General features: G+C 46.8%; 17 protein-coding genes. 15 read left to right on the forward strand and 2 right to left on the reverse strand.

What is annotated here, in order from left to right; translation table 11 throughout:
- The first annotated feature begins 12 nt into the window (after positions 1-12).
- The 6 genes from KNO68_RS03035 to nth all read left to right on the forward strand — a co-directional run bounded on the left by KNO68_RS03035 (position 13) and on the right by nth (position 4,516).
- Complete coding sequence (locus tag KNO68_RS03035; protein WP_015881492.1) at positions 13-198, forward strand: YpmA family protein; 186 nt, start codon at positions 13-15, stop codon at positions 196-198.
- Entirely contained in the window at positions 195-680 is a 486-nt protein-coding gene (locus tag KNO68_RS03040) for a hypothetical protein (RefSeq protein ID WP_214775766.1), read from the forward strand. The genes KNO68_RS03035 and KNO68_RS03040 overlap by 4 nt, the downstream gene beginning before the upstream one ends.
- Before the next feature lie 20 nt (positions 681-700).
- Positions 701-1,888, forward strand: a complete 1,188-nt coding sequence (locus KNO68_RS03045; protein ID WP_015881494.1) for a pyridoxal phosphate-dependent aminotransferase — start codon at positions 701-703, stop codon at positions 1,886-1,888.
- 20 nt (positions 1,889-1,908) lie between these two features.
- Entirely contained in the window at positions 1,909-3,210 is a 1,302-nt protein-coding gene (gene asnS / locus KNO68_RS03050; RefSeq protein WP_145977441.1) for an asparagine--tRNA ligase, read from the forward strand.
- Between the two features lie 62 nt (positions 3,211-3,272).
- Positions 3,273-3,857 (forward strand): DnaD domain-containing protein, encoded by a 585-nt coding sequence (locus KNO68_RS03055; protein ID WP_078146757.1) that lies wholly within the window; start codon positions 3,273-3,275, stop codon positions 3,855-3,857.
- Positions 3,857-4,516: an endonuclease III gene (nth, locus tag KNO68_RS03060; RefSeq protein ID WP_214734150.1), complete on the forward strand. Its 660-nt coding sequence runs from the start codon at positions 3,857-3,859 to the stop codon at positions 4,514-4,516. The genes KNO68_RS03055 and nth overlap by 1 nt, the downstream gene beginning before the upstream one ends.
- Before the next feature lie 37 nt (positions 4,517-4,553).
- On the opposite strand, the gene KNO68_RS03065 is transcribed toward nth, so the two are convergent.
- Positions 4,554-5,405, reverse strand: a complete 852-nt coding sequence (locus KNO68_RS03065; RefSeq protein ID WP_035387865.1) for a DUF3800 domain-containing protein — start codon at positions 5,403-5,405, stop codon at positions 4,554-4,556.
- Between the two features lie 357 nt (positions 5,406-5,762).
- Here KNO68_RS03065 and recU point away from each other — a divergent pair, with 357 nt between their 5' ends.
- The 8 genes from recU (at position 5,763) to KNO68_RS03105 (ending at position 14,552) form a co-directional block, all read left to right on the forward strand.
- Positions 5,763-6,389, forward strand: coding sequence for a Holliday junction resolvase RecU (gene recU, locus KNO68_RS03070; protein ID WP_078146759.1), 627 nt, complete (start codon positions 5,763-5,765; stop codon positions 6,387-6,389).
- Positions 6,390-6,409: 20 nt separating this feature from the next.
- On the forward strand, positions 6,410-9,046 hold the full coding sequence (locus KNO68_RS03075; protein ID WP_215112017.1) for a transglycosylase domain-containing protein: 2,637 nt from the start codon (positions 6,410-6,412) through the stop codon (positions 9,044-9,046).
- Positions 9,047-9,126: 80 nt separating this feature from the next.
- Positions 9,127-9,687, forward strand: a complete 561-nt coding sequence (locus KNO68_RS03080) for a hypothetical protein (protein ID WP_015881501.1) — start codon at positions 9,127-9,129, stop codon at positions 9,685-9,687.
- A 17-nt stretch (positions 9,688-9,704) separates the two neighbouring features.
- Complete coding sequence (locus KNO68_RS03085; protein ID WP_215112018.1) at positions 9,705-11,954, forward strand: DEAD/DEAH box helicase; 2,250 nt, start codon at positions 9,705-9,707, stop codon at positions 11,952-11,954.
- On the forward strand, positions 11,951-13,114 hold the full coding sequence (locus tag KNO68_RS03090; protein WP_215112019.1) for a ribonuclease H-like domain-containing protein: 1,164 nt from the start codon (positions 11,951-11,953) through the stop codon (positions 13,112-13,114). Before KNO68_RS03085 ends, KNO68_RS03090 begins: the two co-directional genes overlap by 4 nt.
- Positions 13,111-13,656, forward strand: a complete 546-nt coding sequence (locus KNO68_RS03095; protein WP_047795387.1) for an SLOG family protein — start codon at positions 13,111-13,113, stop codon at positions 13,654-13,656. Before KNO68_RS03090 ends, KNO68_RS03095 begins: the two co-directional genes overlap by 4 nt.
- Before the next feature lie 4 nt (positions 13,657-13,660).
- Complete coding sequence (gene gpsB, locus KNO68_RS03100; RefSeq protein WP_012726115.1) at positions 13,661-13,957, forward strand: cell division regulator GpsB; 297 nt, start codon at positions 13,661-13,663, stop codon at positions 13,955-13,957.
- Between the two features lie 19 nt (positions 13,958-13,976).
- Positions 13,977-14,552: an NERD domain-containing protein gene (locus KNO68_RS03105; RefSeq protein ID WP_214684439.1), complete on the forward strand. Its 576-nt coding sequence runs from the start codon at positions 13,977-13,979 to the stop codon at positions 14,550-14,552.
- Positions 14,553-14,586: 34 nt separating this feature from the next.
- Here KNO68_RS03105 and KNO68_RS03110 read toward each other — a convergent pair whose 3' ends face one another.
- Positions 14,587-14,874: a hypothetical protein gene (locus KNO68_RS03110; RefSeq protein WP_214734159.1), complete on the reverse strand. Its 288-nt coding sequence runs from the start codon at positions 14,872-14,874 to the stop codon at positions 14,587-14,589.
- A gap of 95 nt (positions 14,875-14,969) precedes the next feature.
- Here KNO68_RS03110 and KNO68_RS03115 point away from each other — a divergent pair, with 95 nt between their 5' ends.
- A complete protein-coding gene (locus KNO68_RS03115; RefSeq protein WP_012726118.1) occupies positions 14,970-15,218 on the forward strand; it encodes a hypothetical protein in 249 nt (82 codons plus the stop codon).
- Positions 15,219-15,261 lie beyond the last annotated feature (43 nt).

Consider the following 15,261-nt stretch of genomic DNA (forward strand, 5'->3'; position numbering starts at 1 on the left):
GGAGGAGTCAATATGAACTCGAATATTGAGACGCTGGCGAGCGTGCGCATCGAACCGACTGCGGACGTCTACAAAATTGTCGACTTATTGAATCGGACCTTAAAGAGTCAGGATTTAATGTTCGGTTTGTCACTTGAGAAGAAAGTGAATGATCCGAAGAAGGAAGAGATGGTCTTCACCATCTATCGTACAGAATGACCAGAAAGGCAAAATGGATCGTCTCATTACTGGCGGCACTGATTGGTGTCGTCCTTGTCTTTAGCGTGATGTATCGATTCACCATCGGTCATACAGAGAATCAAAAAGAAAAGCTCGTCGAAACGGCGATGGCACGATTGGCTGAAGAATCTCCAGACGTGAGAGTAGGTCAGGGAGAACTGTTCAATGGGACAGAGGCATATGTCGTCTTCCCAGAAGTAGACGGGGAGTCCATTTGGTTTGTCCCATTGGATGAAAAGCTGGAGATCGAGCAACGAGAAATCGGTGAAGTGGATGCTACAGACGTCTGTTCGAAGTCGGTTGAGGAGACAGGTGGACAACTGGTCAGCTGTAAGATTGGTTTTGACGAACGGGCACTCATCGAAGTGGTCACGAAAGCGGATGCGTCTTATACGTATTCGTACTATACGCTTCAGACCGGAGAATTTATTCGACGGGTCCAATTGACCGATCAAATGTAATGAATTAGAGGGGGATTATGATGGAACATCTATTAGCGAAACGTGTAAAACAACTCACGCCATCGACTACCTTGGCGATCACAGCTAAGGCGAAGGCACTGAAAGCTTCAGGCAAAGATGTCATTGGTCTCGGCGCGGGTGAACCTGATTTCAACACACCAGAACGAATCATCGATGCTGCTTGTCAAGCCGCTCGAGATGGAGACACAAAATACACGCCATCTGGTGGGACAGTCGCGTTGAAAGATGCCATCATTGAAAAGACGAAACGCGATAGTGGATTGTCGTTCGAACGCAACGAGGTGATGGTGGCTTCAGGTGCGAAACATGCCCTTTACGCTTTGTTCCAAGCTATTCTAGATGAAGGGGACGAAGTGATTGTCCCAGCCCCATACTGGGTCAGTTACCCGGAACAAATCAAATTGGCGGACGGGGAACCTGTCTTGGTCGACACGAATGAAGAGACGTCATTTAAATTGACGCCAACGCAACTCGAGAGTGCGATCACTGCTCGTACGAAGGCCGTCATCTTGAACAGCCCATCCAATCCGACGGGAATGATTTATACGAAAGAAGAGCTACAGGCACTCGCCGATGTCGTTCTTCGCCACAATCTTCTCGTCGTCAGTGATGAGATTTATGAAAAATTGATTTACGGTGATGCGTCGTTCGTATCGATTGCGACCCTTCCGAATATGCGTGAACGCACCATCATTATCAATGGTGTCTCGAAATCTCACGCGATGACAGGTTGGCGAATCGGATATGCCGTTGGGGACGCAAAAATCATCGGGGCGATGACGAACTTGGCCTCACACTCGACATCCAACCCGACATCTGTTGCACAAGCGGCTGCGGTAGAGGCATACAATGGACCACAAGAAGATGTGGAAATGATGCGTCAATCGTTCGAGGAACGACTTGAAATCGTCTACGACCGTCTCGTCAAAATTCCTGGCATCACGTGTTTGAAGCCGCAAGGTGCATTTTACTTATATGCCAACGCGAAGGTCGCGGCCACAGAGAGTGGCTATGACACTGTCGATGCTTGGTGTGAAGCTGTTCTTGAAGAAGCAAATGTGGCACTCGTGCCTGGTTCTGGCTTCGGACAAGACGATTACGTACGATTATCCTATGCAACTGAATTAAAACGCGTATTAGAAGCGCTCGATCGAGTGGAAGACTTCGTTACGAAGCGCGCTCGATAAGCGAAAGGATGGAAATGAACATGACAACTATTTCGATTAACCAATTTAAAGACTATGAAGGCCAATCTGTCCGTGTAGGGGCGTGGATTGCCAACAAACGTTCAAGTGGAAAGATTGCTTTCCTTCAATTACGTGACGGGAGCGGTTTTGCTCAAGCGGTCGTTGTAAAAGCTGATGTGGCGGAAGAGTTATTTACACTTGCAAAAGGGATCACGCAAGAAACGTCGGTTTGGGTCACAGGGAATGTCAAATCTGATGGTGGACGTACACCACTCGGATTTGAATTGGAAGTGACAGATTTAGAAGTGATTGCGGAATCGGTTGATTATCCAATCACACCGAAAGAACACGGAACGGAATTCTTGATGGACAACCGTCACTTATGGCTCCGTTCACGTCGCCAACACGCGATTATGAAAGTTCGTAACGAAATCATCCGTGCGACATATGAATTCTTCAACAAAGAAGGATTCGTCAAAATCGATCCGCCAATCCTTACGAGCAGTGCACCGGAAGGGACGACAGAATTGTTCGAGACAGACTATTTCGGTCAGTCAGCCTACCTTTCACAGACGGGTCAGTTGTACATGGAAGCCGCGGCGATGGCCCTCGGAAAAGTATTCTCGTTCGGTCCGACGTTCCGTGCGGAAAAATCAAAAACACGTCGTCACTTGATTGAGTTCTGGATGATTGAGCCGGAGATGGCATTTGTCGATCATGACACGAACCTCGAGATTCAAGAGCAGTACGTCTCATACATTGCACAGTCGGCACTTGCGAACTGTAAAAATGAATTGGAACTTCTCGGACGTGACCTTGAGAAATTGGCACAAGTACAAGCGCCGTTCCCACGCGTTCGTTACGAGGATGCCATCAAGTTCTTGAAGGCAGAAGGATTCGACGACATCGAATACGGTGATGATTTCGGTGCACCGCACGAGACGGCGATTGCCAACGCACATGATCAGCCGGTATTCATCACGCACTGGCCAAAAGAAATCAAACCGTTCTATATGAAAGTAGACCCTGAGAATCCAGAACTCGTTCTGTGTGCGGACTTGATTGCTCCAGAAGGATATGGTGAAATCATCGGGGGATCTCAACGTGAGGACGACTACGATCGTCTAAAAGAAGAAATCATCAAAGAAGGTCTCGACGAAACGGATGCGTATGATTGGTACCTTGAACTTCGTCAATACGGTTCGGTCCCACACTCTGGTTTCGGACTTGGCCTCGAGCGTACAGTCGCATGGATCAGTGGAATCGAGCACATCCGTGAAGCGATTCCGTTCCCACGTTTATTAAACCGAATTCACCCTTAACGATTAATCGGGGAAGACGTCATGTCCTCCCCGATTGATGTGTCTTAGAAAGGAAGTGCGACATGGATGCACATCAATTGATTCAATTATTCGAACAAAGTCCGGTCGTCATTCCACGAAAGCTGTTCACCGATGCGAGACGCCTCGACTTGTCACCCGTCGAGTTCAGTCTGATCGTTCATCTTCTTGAAATGACTGGGGAGGGCATCGTCATGCCGCTCCCGAGCGAGTTAGGGAAACGTTTGAATGTTTCGGAAAATGAGGCGCGATCAGTACTCCTCGGTCTATTGCAAAAAGAGTTGATCGCCATTGACGCTTCAAGTGATGGTGAGCGATATAGCCTATTGCCACTTTTCGAAGCGTTACAAGGGGAAGAGAAAGTTGTGCCCCAGCAGACACTGAATGAGAATATCATTCATACGTTTGAGCGGGAATTCGGAACGATCACCCCGTTCGAGATTGAACAAATCGTCGGCTGGATGACGGAAGATGGCTTTAGCGAGGAACTCATCATGGCCGCGCTTCGGGAAGCGAAACTTCGAAACGTGCGAAACTTCAAATACATGGACAAAATCCTGCGTGTTTGGCAAGATCATCATGTCGAATCGCTCGAGGATGTCGTGGAATATCAACGGAGGAATAAGTGATGTTGACGAGAGCACAATTACAGGAAGTGTCAGATACGATGAAGCAGATGTTCCCGGATGCTCATTGCGAGTTGACGCATCAAAATCCATTCGAATTGGTCGTCGCCGTCGCGCTTTCCGCACAAGCGACGGACGCACTCGTCAACAAGGTGACACCGGGTTTGTTTGAAGCGTTTCCGACTGTCGAGGCGATGGCAGCGGCTGACGTGTCTGAAATTGAGGCATTGATTAAACGGATTGGTCTGTACCGTAACAAAGCGAAGAATGTAAAAGCACTCTCAGAAAAAATTGTGAACGAGCATGGTGGAATTGTCCCTTCTGACCGAGCATCGTTGGAGGCGCTCCCTGGAGTCGGTCGTAAGACAGCCAATGTCGTTCTCTCTGTTGCATTCCATGAACCGGCGTTTGCGGTTGACACGCATGTGGAACGAGTATCCAAACGTCTCGGTATTTGTCGCTGGAAAGACAATGTCCGCCAAGTCGAGGACACATTAATGAAAAAGTTTCCGCGCGAGGAATGGTCACAACTTCATCATCAATTCATCTTCTTCGGACGATATCATTGTAAGGCACAACGTCCGGGCTGTGCGGCATGCCCACTGTTGCATATGTGCCGAGAAGGAAAGAAACGAATGAAGTCACAGCAAGTCACCACATAAAAACGCATCGACACGAAAGGTGTCGATGCGTTTTTGCTTAATGATTCCAAGGATGGTCGCTCCATTCGCGACGTTTTTTCGTGATCGGCACTTTCTTGAAGCCCCAGTTTCGGAAATCTTGGTCCGGACTTTCTTTACGGATGTAAATTTTGTCCTTAATGGCTTTAAAGATTCGGTTCTCGTCCCCATAATGGACGAACCGTGGTTTCACTTCAATCACGCCACGACGAACGCGAGAAAGTGGCAAACAGACGAGGTCGGCGATTTCTAATCCAGATTGATACATCGTGTTCTGCTTCTCAGAGAAGATGAAGCCTTTGATTTTTTGACGGCTCTTTTCAACGTCTAAATGAACGGTACCTGAATTGAAAATATCGAAGAATGCTTTTTGAATCAGTAAGTTCTGATAATCGTCTCGGGATTCCAGGACGACCCGGGCACTCACTGCCTCTGTTTCTTCTAAAAACGCATAGAATGACTTCATCAAGTGAGCGAACGCAACGACATACGGATCTTTGGGCGTCGAATAAAAGTCATGGAGCTTCTGTTTATCGACCTCGACACTGACGATCGTACAGTCGATTCCTCGTAAAAATTCAGGGAGCTTATCCCAAAAGTCGCGCAACATATCAATCGTGATCCCATCTTCTTTTCCGTAAGGATGTTCCGCTTTTAAAATTTCTTTTAAATGAAGTGGGATATGCTCCGTTTTGAACACATCTCGTTTGAACGCCTGAAGACGTCGTTTCAATTCACACGGTAGTCCAGTTTCGTCTGCATCGATTGAATACTTATATTCCATCAGCACGCCCGTCAAGTTAAATTGCGTGTTCCCCTTCGGCGTACCTGTCTCGTCGACGAACATGACATACTTCTTTCCACTTTCCATCCAATCCCTCCAAAACGGATTAACAGTAACGTCTTTAAGCATCCTATTTTATTTCCAAATGGTGATTTGGTCAATCTATTGCACAGGTATTGCACATTTTTTTCGAGAATGACATCAATTAGGTTTATCGGTGTGTCATCTTGGATAAACACTAAAGGTGCTATTATCATAGAAAAACAATCGGGATATACATAACGAGAGCTTTTCAATTTGGATACACAATCGCTTACATACTAGTTTAACATACGGGAGTTTGGTACGATATGTGTTGCGGTAAATCCACACAAGTGTCGACCGACAGAAGTCGACAATCAGACCTGAGACGGAAGGAACGAGTGGACCGACCTGTTAATATGTATGTATGGGGTGACGACATTGTTCCATTATCCAAACGGTAAAAAGGCAAACGTGACAAAGACAACAAAGGGGGAAGGAATTTCGAAGCAATCATCGAATTCTCAAACCTATGCGAATCGCGGAATGAACTTGGAGACGCTGTTAAATGAAACGAATGAATTTTATCGGATTCATCAACGAGCCGTCATCCACAAAAAACCAACCCCTCTCCAAATCGTCAAAGTCGACTACCCGAAGCGAAGTGCCGCCAAAGTAACGGAAGCCTATTTCAAACAGGCATCTACGACCGATTACAACGGTGTTTATCGTGGCAGGTACATTGACTTTGAAGCGAAAGAAACGAATAATAAGACGTCGTTTCCACTCGGCAATTTTCATGACCACCAAATCGCCCACATGCGTGAGTGTGAACGTCATGGAGGGATTTGTTTTGTCATCATCCGCTTTAGTCGCTATAATACGCAATATGTATTGACCACCGAGCAACTTGTTCGGTGGTGGGAACAACGATTAACGGGGCGAAAATCGATTCCGCTCAGCTTTATCGAAAAGGAAGCGATTGAAGTTCCGACGAGAGCCTTACCGTCGATTGATTATTTGACGGTGCTCGATCAATGGCTCGATTGAATAGAAGGAGTGAACCATGAATGGAGCGAAGTAGGGTCGCACGTCGACAAGATTCGACGACGAATAAACGCAAAAAAACTGGGAAACAACCAAAGACGAAAAGTAAGAAACCGATGTGGAAACGCATCTTTTTATTAGGCTTCATGTTATTTATTGCTGCGGTAATCGCATTCGGCGCCTATACGGTATATGCCATTGCGACGGCACCAGAGCTAGATGAAGAAAAGCTTGTCGATACGTACCCGATTCAGTTGATTTCGGCTGAAGGAGAACCGCTCGAAGGGGCAGGTCAGATTCGCGAGTATGTCTCAATCGACGACATTTCTGAAGTGATGCAACAAGCGGTCGTGTCAATCGAAGACCGTCGTTTCTATGAGCATAATGGGATTGACTTACGTCGAATCGGCGGAGCCGTCGTTGCCAACTTGACAGACGGTTTCGGTGCGGAAGGTGGATCGACCATCACGCAACAATTGGTCAAGCAGTCATTCCTTTCGACAGATAAGAAGTTGAAACGTAAGCTGCAAGAACAATGGCTCGCACTCAAACTCGAGCGTGAGTATACGAAAGAACAGATTTTAGAGATGTACTTGAACAAAAACTATTACGGTAGTGGTGGATATGGTGTGCAAACTGCATCGAAACGTTACTTCAACAAGCCGGTCTCTGAGGTCAATTATCAAGAGGCCGCGATTCTTGCCGGTCTCCCACAACGTCCAAGTGCCTATGATCCAATCAATGGTGATCAGGAGTTGACCCGCTACCGTCAAGAGCAAGTCCTGTCTGCGATGAAACGTGACGGACATATTTCTGAGGAACAGTACAATGAGGCACTTGATGTCGCCATTGCTGACGTCATCTCACCTGGTGAAGAGACGGAAGAAGAAGCGTTCACACGTGCGATTTATTCACGCGTACTCAATGAATTAGAAGAAGATTTCGGACTTGAACAGTCAGACATTTACGGAACAGGTCTAAAAGTATATACGTCAATCAATAAAGAATTGCACACGAAAATCAATAGTGAAATCAAATCGAATAGTACCGGTACGATGGTAGATAATTTCCCGGAACAGCTCCGAATGGGTGCGACCGTACTGAATACGAAGACGGGCGAGATTGTCGCGATTGTTGATAGTCAGCAAGCAAAACAAGGTGATACGACGTACCGTGACTATTCAAACGAGAAGTATCAAATTGGATCAACAGCGAAGCCGTTCTTCGACTACGGTCCGGGAATTGAGAACGGACAATGGTCGACCGGAAAAGTATTGCTTGATGCACAACTTGAAGGGAAATTTAAACCGAATAACTATTATCAAGGTTTCCGTGGACCAAATACGATGCGTCAATATTTGAAGATTTCAGCGAACACGCCAGCAGTTCGTGCCTTCCAAGAAGTTCGGGATGAGTACGGTCAAGAGGCGATTGAATCGTTTGTGAAGAATGTTGGAATCGAACCGGTATATGCTGGTGATGAATTACTTGAATCAAACACGCTTGGTACAGCAGAGGCGAGTACGACGCAAATGGCAGCAGCCTATGCGGCGCTCGGTACAAATGGGATGTATACGAAACCGCATTTGATTCAAAAGATTGAGTTCAATGACGGTTCGAGCATCAACTCGCCAGTCAAAGCGAAACAGGCGATGGAAGACTACACGGCATACATGTTGACAGATATGCTACGTGATGTCGTAAGTGCCTCTGACGGAACATATGTACCTGACCCATTCTCTTTCGATGTCGCAGGGAAAACAGGGACAACGAATGAAGAAGTAAAAGGTTCTGAACGAGTCATTCCGAAAGATAAATGGTTCACAGGGTATTCAACAGATTATTCAATTTCTGTTTGGACAGGTAAATCCGTATCAAATGAAGAGACTGAAGCACTGTTTAAACCTGACTATGCCCAATACTATTTTGACTATATGATGCTAGAGGCAGCGAATGTTTCAGGTCAACCGGATCGATTCCAACGTCCGGACTCAGTCTTATCACTTGGCAATGAACTCTATGTAAAAGGGACAAAACCAAAAGATCTTCAACCTGAGAAATTGGTTGCTCCGACTGGGGCAAGTGTCAACTATGACGAAGAAGCCCAAACCGGTTCTGTTTCATGGTCATACGATTTCGATGGTGCACAAGCAGATGGCTATACGGATGTCACGTTCACAGTGACACAGAAGTCAGCTGACGGAAGTGAGCAAGTCGTCGGAACGACCGGGGAGACGAGTGTAAATATTGCAAACTTGGCCGAAGGCGACACAACGTTTACCATTGTCGCGAATGCAACGAACCCGTTGACGGGTGAGCAGCAATCGGCACCGGCGCAAGCGAGCTACTCAATCGAACCGAAAGAAGAGCCAAAGGAAGAAGAGGAAAACCCTTCTGACGAGGGAAATTCCGAAGATGAACCATCAGACGAAAATAACGGGAACGGGAATGAAAACGGAAATGGTAACGGAAACGGAAACGGCGAAGATACCACCGACGAACAAACTCCTGATGAACCGGCGACGGATGAAGGTTCTGGCGAAGGAACAGACGAACCAACTGACGGAGATGATTCAGGAACTCCGTTAGAGGGACAATCCAATGGTGAATCGTCTGAAACAAATCGTGGAAACAGCAATTCAAACAATGGGAATAACTAAGGAAAGCAGGGCGACATTGTGCGCCCTGTTTTTCGTTTGACTTTGCTATAATAAAAAGAAAGGGAACAGGATGGTGACACATGGTTCAACTCTCTTTAAAACGCAAGATGAAAGTATTACTTGTCATAGATCGACTGCAAGACGATGATTTCGGCGTGCCTCTCGGTGGACATCTCGGGTTAAAGCTTTCACATGTGCTCTTAAAAGAGTCCATACCGTTTGGGCGTCTCATCCAGGACCAAACCGTCGCCGAAGCGATCGGACATGCTTACTTGAAACGAATCGGAGTCGAGACCATGTTCACGGGCGAAGAATCCTATTATCCGGAACTTCTTCGTGGCAACCGTCAACTCAGCTCAACAAACGAAGATTATTATAAAACGGTGCAACGCTACGTCAAACATCTTTTAGCGGTTCATTCAAAATGTACGAAACTACATACCATCGTCTTGTTCGGACGGTCGACGCAACGTCTGTTTTCAGATGCGCTCCTCCGCCTCGAAGAAGAGAATGAGCATGTCGCTGCTACATTTAACGAGATGGCCATCTTTCAGATGCCCGCCGTATCGAGAGTGGTACGAGATGAACGGATTCATCAAATCCGACAAGTCGTAGCGGATCTTGCACCTTCGAATGCGTAATGAAAGAAGGTGACTGGATGCGAAAATCTCGCTCTGTCGAAGAAATGATCAAACAACTAAAAGACGATCCTGGTTTTTCAAACCACGTACGTCATTGGCACACGGTCGATGCACGTCCGGCCCAATATGCCCCAATTCCAGAGCAGGTGCCTGAACAATTGGTGAATGTACTTAAGAATCGTGGAATTGAACAGCTGTATACGCATCAAGCCGAGGCTGTGAAACAAACGGCGGATGGCCATTCGACGGTCATCGTAACACCGACGGCATCAGGAAAAACACTGTGTTATAACTTACCCGTTCTATCCAAGATGATTGAAAAACCTACAGCACGTGCGCTTTATCTTTACCCGACAAAAGCACTCGCGCAAGATCAAAACAGTGACTTGATGGAGATGGTCGAAGCCCTTGAAGGGAATTTGCGGTGCTTCACGTATGATGGCGACACTTCACCTGCGGCACGAACAAAAGTCCGGGATGCGGGAAATATCGTCATCACGAATCCGGATATGTTACATTCCGGCATCTTACCTCATCATACGAAATGGATTCGTCTATTTGAGAACTTAGAATACATCGTCGTCGACGAACTCCATACGTATCGCGGCGTGTTTGGCAGTCACGTGGCGAACGTGTTTCGACGTTTAAAACGAATCTGCGCCTACTATGGTAGTCACCCGAAATGGATCATGACATCGGCGACCATCGCGAATCCGCTTGAACTTGCCGAGCTATTGACGGAAGAAGAAGTCGTTTTAATCGATCGGAACGGGGCACCTCAAGGGAAGAAACATCTTGTCTTCTACAACCCGCCTGTCGTCAACGAAGCACTCGGAATTCGTCGTAGCGCAACGCTCGAGACGAAACGAATCGCCTCGAGGCTCGTGGAAGCGAACATACAAACGATTGTATTTGCGCGGTCGCGCGTACGTGTCGAGGTGCTATTGACCTATTTGCAGGAACTAACACGGCGGGAGCTCGGACCAAAGTCTATTGTCGGTTACCGTGGCGGCTATCTTCCATCTGAACGTAGAGAAATCGAACGACGGTTACGGGACGGGGAAATCAAGGCGGTCGTCTCAACAAACGCGTTGGAGCTCGGTGTCGATATTGGCCAACTGCAAGCGTGTGTCTTAAATGGGTATCCTGGAACGGTCGCTTCGTTATGGCAGCAGGCAGGTCGTGCCGGACGGCGCCATTCAGAATCACTCGTTATATTTGTCGCATCCTCGTCATCACTCGACCAACTCGTCGTCGAACAGCCGGACATGATTTTAGATCGTTCACCGGAAGCGGCCCGGCTTGACCCGAATAACTTGATTATTCTAGTAGACCACATCAAATGTGCCGCTTTTGAGTTGCCGTTTCAAAAGGGAGAGCGGTTCGGAACAGTCGACACGGAAGATATATTAGAGTTTTTGACGGATGCTCACGTCTTGCATGAACGGGCCGATAGGTACTATTGGATGACGGATTCGTTCCCGGCCCATGACATCTCGCTTCGGACGAGTGATCAAGAGAATGTCGTCATCGTCGATCAGACGGCGAAGCATCAAGTTATCGGTGAAATGGACACGTTCAGTGCCATGACGTTGTTACATGATGAAGCGATTTATTTGCATGGAGCCGAACAGTACCAAGTCGAAAAACTCGATTTTGAGGAGAAGAAAGCGTATGTCCGCCGGGTTGACGTTGACTACTATACGGATGCGAATTTAGCAGTTGAACTGAAAGTACTCGAAGAGAACAAGTCAGACGGAGCGAAGACGTTTGGTGAGGTATCGGTCATCGCGATGGCCACCTTGTTTAAGAAAATAAAATTCGGGACGCATGAGAACATAGGGTCGGGTCCGATTCATCTACCGGAGCGAGAGTTGCATACGACAGCGACATGGTTCACGTTAGATGAGCGATTCGCCTATTCGGAGGCGGACCTCGAAGATCAACTTGAAGCGGTCAGCGATTTGATGAGGCGACTTGCGCCACTTTATCTCATGTGTGACACGCTCGATTTATTCACTACGATTCAGATGAAGTCAACGCATACGAGTAAGCCGACCGTTTATTTGTACGACCGGTATCCAGGAGGCATCGGTCTCAGTGAGGCACTCTATAAAGATGCAGACATGGTGCTTGAAGCGGCAGAACGGACGGTATCCGACTGTCCGTGTGAGAGCGGATGTCCCCGTTGTGTCGGCATGGTTGGATACGGTGACTTCAAGCAGCAAGTCATTCGCCAGTTGCAAGGATTGAAAGGAACGATATGAAAGCTAAACTATCTAGATTAATCAAAACGAACGAACCTGCCCCAAAAGCTAGTGTTGCGACCCCTGACGAAGTGGAGCAACAAAAGTGGAAGGATCATGGGGGCGAGATTTTAACGTTTGAGGGGGAATGGTGCGTCCGGATCCGGAAGACATATCCCCTTGATGAGGTGTATCACGACTTCGAGTTTGGAGAAGCAGGACAGATGATGGCTCGAACCGAGCATCCGTTTTTCGCCGTCGACTTAGACCCCGACCAAGTCCTGTTCATGGATACGGAGACGACCGGTTTACGTGGGTCTGGAACGTCGATTTTTTTAATCGGGTTTGCACGGATTCGTGCGGAACAACTTGAAATGATTCAATACGTGTTACCTCATCCGGCGTTTGAAACCGCCTTTTACTATCATTTCTTGCAAGACATCGGAGATGAGGTACGATTCGTCACCTATAACGGGAAGTCATTTGATTGGCCTCAAATCAAGACGAGACACACGTTCGTCAAATCACGGGTGAAACAATTACCTTCAGTGGGTCATGTCGATTTACTTCACGCTGCAAGACGATTGTTAAAACCGAGGCTAGAATCAGTATCATTAAAAGCGGTCGAAGCATACTTTGGTCATGAACGAAGGGATGACCTTCCTGGCTTCTTGGCACCGATGCACTATTTTCAATACGTCAAAGAGCGGAATCCAGAAATATTGCTGCCGGTCCTTGAGCACCATCATGCGGACTGTTTAAGCCTCGTCTCGTTGTATACGCGTCTCAGTCAGCTTGTCACGACCCCGGTAACTGATTTCGGAGAGGAACGTGCCCACTGGCTACATGACCTTGGCGAACAAGATCAAGCGCTGAGGGAGTTTGAGCAACTCCCGAGTCCATCGAAGCGTGCCATCATGCGGCAAGCGATGTTATTAAAACGAGCTGGACGATTCGAGGAGGCCATTCCGCTGTTTGAATCGATTCATACGATTGAAGGGTACGTCGAACTTGCCAAATATGCAGAGCATAAACTAAAGGACGTGGCTTTAGCGATGGATTACACGGAGCGAGCGTTAGAGATTCTTGATCAAAAGCGGACGGTGTTACGTCAAACGATGCAACGCGAGAAAGAAGCGTTAGAACATCGCCGTGCTCGCCTAGAAAGGAAGCGAACATGAAAGTAGTAGCCGTCACAGGATATCGTCCTCATGAACTCGGTATCTTCAAAGCGGATCATCCGGGTATTGAAATCATTCAAGAAGCTTACCGGAAAAAGATACTTGAAGTCATCGAATTAGGTGCTGAATGGTTCATATTTAGTGGAACGAATGGTTGTGAATTGTGGGCCGGACAAGTATTGTTAGAGTTAAGAGAAACATATCCGATTAAAATCGCCGTATTTCCGCCGTTCTTAAACATGGATGAGCGCTATAAACCATTCGAACAAGAACTATTTGTGCAACTGCAACTCGAGGCAGACTTTTTTGAGCCGCTGACACAGCGTCCATACGAAGACCCGAGTCAGCTACGGGCAAAAACAGCGTTCTTTTTAGATAAAGCAGAAGGATTGATCACCTTGTATGACGAAGAAACGGAAGGAAGTCCCCGGTTTCTAGTCGATGGGGCTCGGCGAAAGCCGAACATGGAAGTTTTCTTGATCACACAAGAAGACTTACGAGTCATTGAAGAAGAAAAACAATGGGAACAACAATGGGAGTGATATGATGCAAACGGAATTAACAGCAGAAGCGATTTATAAACAAGAATTCAAGACCGCGTTACGTGGTTATTCACAAGAAGAAGTCGATCAATTTTTAGATGTCGTCATTCGCGATTATGAAAAAATGGCGAAAGAAATCGAGCGTCTTCAAAAAGAAAACGACTCGTTGCGACGGGAACCTGCGCCTGTATCGGAACCGGCTAAACCAGCACAGCCGGTTGCTTCAAATTATGACATGTTACGCCGAATTTCAAATCTTGAAAAAGCGGTCTTTGGAAAGCAAGTCGGTCCAAGCGAATAACGAATAGGGGGTGGAGTCCATGTTGCAAGTGTTAACGGCCACGGAGAAACAACCAGTCAAACAACAGACAAAAAAGCTGTTTCGTGTGAAAGAAGAAGTGATGAAAGCACCAACCTGCTATACAGATCGTCTCGTCGAAAACATCAGACAAACATGCCGATTTGATTGGATGATGATTGAACAAGTCAAATTAGGGGATGATCTCGTTCATTACGTGCTCGTCGGACCTAAAGGCGTATTCTTGATTCAATTAAATCGAACTCCAGCCCCCGTCCATATGACGAACCGTGAATGTCGAACCGAGACCTCGATGGGGTGGAAACAGGTTTATCCTCATCCTGTCACGGAATTAGAACGGATGACCAAACAGGTGCGGTCACGATTAAAAAAAGAGTGTAATCAAGCAATTCCCGTCTATTCGTTTTTAATTTTCCCGGAAACGGAACGATTGAAGTTAGAACGAATTAAGGCGAATTGTGGAGATTCATTCGCTCTAGTGGATCAAGTGATCAATAAAAAGAACCTTGAGACGTTGACAGAGCCGCTCGTCAAACAAATCGCTTATTATTGTTCTGAGCGACAAGTACATAAATAAGATGAAGGCCGAATGATTGTATTCGGCCTTCATCTTATTTTAAAAGTTCTCTTGCTTTTGCCGCATCATCTCGGTGAACGAACAGTGCAACGCGATCGTCCAAGTTTTTTGCGAGCGGCTTTAATAGTTTACCGGTCGGTAGTCCTTGTTCCACACGACAGGTGATGCCCTGCTCGGTCAAATAATGATAATCACCTAGAATTTCTTCACCTTGTTTCCCGAATGCTTCACCGAAACGAACCCACTTTAAGTTGCGAATTGTCCGAATCGAGACCAAAATGACAAACAAAATGGCGAGTGCGATGATCAATAATGTTTCCAATGCCTTCAACCCCTTCTTTACACAAGTTTAATGGTGTGGCGAGTTGAAAGCAATATGGAGCGAACGGTATACTGAAATGGAAAAGAGGGGATGAAATGAAAAAACCGATTCAATCGAGACGAGAGGCGATCTCACTCCTAGAAAATCAGCAAGTACTCTATATCCGAATTCATAACGGACAAACGGGCATGATCAAATCGACAGAGGAAGGTATCATCGTGGCCATTCCGAATGAAGAGACAGATCAAATCGATTTCCGAAAATTAGAAGATATCGAGGCGTTTGAGGCGTTTTACGATTTGACGCTCTCGAAACCAGGTATTCTATATGTAAACGTTGAATAGTCATGACATGGAGAGCTTCACCCCTTCGGTGAGGCTCTCCATT

Source organism: Exiguobacterium sp. s75 (assembly GCF_018617145.1).
GTDB classification, from domain to species: domain Bacteria; phylum Bacillota; class Bacilli; order Exiguobacteriales; family Exiguobacteriaceae; genus Exiguobacterium; species Exiguobacterium profundum.

Coding starts and splice junctions, on each gene's coding strand:
- KNO68_RS03035 (WP_015881492.1), top strand. CDS start 13: ATGAACTCGAATATTGAGACGCTGGCGAGCGTGCGCATCGAACCGACT.
- KNO68_RS03040 (WP_214775766.1), top strand. CDS start 195: ATGACCAGAAAGGCAAAATGGATCGTCTCATTACTGGCGGCACTGATT.
- KNO68_RS03045 (WP_015881494.1), top strand. CDS start 701: ATGGAACATCTATTAGCGAAACGTGTAAAACAACTCACGCCATCGACT.
- asnS (WP_145977441.1), top strand. CDS start 1,909: ATGACAACTATTTCGATTAACCAATTTAAAGACTATGAAGGCCAATCT.
- KNO68_RS03055 (WP_078146757.1), top strand. CDS start 3,273: ATGGATGCACATCAATTGATTCAATTATTCGAACAAAGTCCGGTCGTC.
- nth (WP_214734150.1), top strand. CDS start 3,857: ATGTTGACGAGAGCACAATTACAGGAAGTGTCAGATACGATGAAGCAG.
- KNO68_RS03065 (WP_035387865.1), bottom strand. CDS start 5,405: ATGGAAAGTGGAAAGAAGTATGTCATGTTCGTCGACGAGACAGGTACG.
- recU (WP_078146759.1), top strand. CDS start 5,763: ATGTATGGGGTGACGACATTGTTCCATTATCCAAACGGTAAAAAGGCA.
- KNO68_RS03075 (WP_215112017.1), top strand. CDS start 6,410: ATGGAGCGAAGTAGGGTCGCACGTCGACAAGATTCGACGACGAATAAA.
- KNO68_RS03080 (WP_015881501.1), top strand. CDS start 9,127: ATGGTTCAACTCTCTTTAAAACGCAAGATGAAAGTATTACTTGTCATA.
- KNO68_RS03085 (WP_215112018.1), top strand. CDS start 9,705: ATGCGAAAATCTCGCTCTGTCGAAGAAATGATCAAACAACTAAAAGAC.
- KNO68_RS03090 (WP_215112019.1), top strand. CDS start 11,951: ATGAAAGCTAAACTATCTAGATTAATCAAAACGAACGAACCTGCCCCA.
- KNO68_RS03095 (WP_047795387.1), top strand. CDS start 13,111: ATGAAAGTAGTAGCCGTCACAGGATATCGTCCTCATGAACTCGGTATC.
- gpsB (WP_012726115.1), top strand. CDS start 13,661: ATGCAAACGGAATTAACAGCAGAAGCGATTTATAAACAAGAATTCAAG.
- KNO68_RS03105 (WP_214684439.1), top strand. CDS start 13,977: ATGTTGCAAGTGTTAACGGCCACGGAGAAACAACCAGTCAAACAACAG.
- KNO68_RS03115 (WP_012726118.1), top strand. CDS start 14,970: ATGAAAAAACCGATTCAATCGAGACGAGAGGCGATCTCACTCCTAGAA.